This is a genomic window from Lishizhenia sp. (assembly GCF_057456495.1).
The window spans coordinates 1-1,596 of the sequence record NZ_JBVCPV010000324.1 but is presented as its reverse complement, the minus strand read 5'-3'; the positions used below and the strand labels follow the sequence as shown (position 1 = coordinate 1,596).

General features: G+C 36.8%; 3 protein-coding genes. All 3 read right to left on the bottom strand.

Annotated elements, in window-relative coordinates; all coding sequences use genetic code 11:
- On the bottom strand, nucleotides 1-475 hold a 475-nt coding region (locus AC22ZQ_RS14605; protein WP_318959483.1), incomplete at its 3' end, for an aminotransferase class I/II-fold pyridoxal phosphate-dependent enzyme.
- Between the two features lie 53 nt (nucleotides 476-528).
- On the bottom strand, nucleotides 529-1,428 hold the full coding sequence (locus AC22ZQ_RS14600; RefSeq protein WP_318959482.1) for a hypothetical protein: 900 nt from the start codon (nucleotides 1,426-1,428) through the stop codon (nucleotides 529-531).
- A 42-nt stretch (nucleotides 1,429-1,470) separates the two neighbouring features.
- Complete coding sequence (locus AC22ZQ_RS14595; RefSeq protein WP_413468693.1) at nucleotides 1,471-1,584, bottom strand: DNA alkylation repair protein; 114 nt, start codon at nucleotides 1,582-1,584, stop codon at nucleotides 1,471-1,473.
- Nucleotides 1,585-1,596 lie beyond the last annotated feature (12 nt).

Genomic DNA, 1,596 nt, shown 5'->3' with positions numbered 1-1,596 from the left:
CCATATCGCTGTGCTTGTAACGGTAACGTTGCGCCTTACACAAACGCACACCATCAATAATAGAAGCGTGGTTCAATTCATCAGAGATAATTGCATCTTCTGCTGTGAACAATGGTTCAAAAACACCTCCGTTTGCATCAAATGCAGCTGCGTACAAAATAGTATCTTCCGTTCCGTAGAAATCAGCAATACGACCTTCTAATTCTTTGTGAATATCTTGCGTACCACAAATAAAACGAACAGATGACATACCAAAACCGTGTGTATCTAATGCATCTTTAGAGGCTTGGATAACTTCTGGGTGAGACGACAAACCAAGGTAGTTGTTGGCACACATAATCACTACATCTTCTCCCGTGCTTACGTGTACTTCTGCACCTTGAGGCGTAGTAATGATACGTTCTCTTTTAAATAAACCGTTTTCTTCTATAGCTTTTAACTCACTTGCTAAGTGATCTTGTATTTTTCCGTACATAATTTCCTGTTTTCAGAGGCACGAAGATAATTAAAAATTAGGGGAAAGGCAATCTAATACACAGGGGCTTTTAGCTTGTGAAAAAGTAGTTCATTATCTTCCTCAGATAGTTGATGTGTCCACCCCAAGAAATAAGCATTGATAGAATCAACCTCTAACTTATTTATATCCTTGTATGACTCTAACATTATAGATGCTGGATATTTTTCTGCAATTTCATCGAACTTAAAAAAGGAATATTCTTGCGTTGCATACAAATCAACGGCTCCAAACAAGTGTAAAAATTCATGTGCTATTACCGCAACGCTTTTACCTTCTATAATGGCAAATTCAACGTTATGATCAATTGCCGTATTCCACGCCCTTCCGAGTACATCTTCGTAATAGGCATTCATGAAATACATGTGGGCGATATTTTCAAAATCATATTTATCGCGCAACACGGCGTTAAAACTTTGCAAATCTTTAACCCTTACATAACTTGCCAAACTTCTATTTACGGCCGCTCTATTCGCTCTTCCCATATATTTAGCAATACCGTCCGACCAATTCATGTAATCTTTATACTTTAAAACTCCAGACTTATAAAAAGCTTTGTCGTAATGTTCAAAGCACACCTTTGCACTTTTCTCCTTTATGCTTTTTCTTTTAAATTGATCATGATTAATCAACTTAATTTTCAAGGGTACGCCATAATTCGCGGCTTGATTTTCTACCCAATCTATCGCCTTTCTAATAGAATCTTGTGTACTCGCTAAATCAAAATCCGTATAGGGGTGATGCTTTTCTACATCGATGAAAGCTGCATATAAAATCACTGAATCTTTCAATAAACCGCATACATTTTTGTCTCGTGTATTCGGAATCTTTTCCATTTCTTGATAAACAAAAGTAGGCTCAATGGTAATACAGGCAGTTAAAACAAAGACCAATAATAGAGGTAGTAATTTCATAGGGGGTATATTTGATGCTATAACCCCTAAAGTAATATTTTGTTACAAATACTTACTCCCCTCTCTTCTTGCCAAGGTTGAAAAATCATGTTCCGCCAAAAAGGCTTTTACGGCTTCTGGATTGTACTTAGAATATTGACGCAAACTCCAACCTATGGCTTTTTGAAT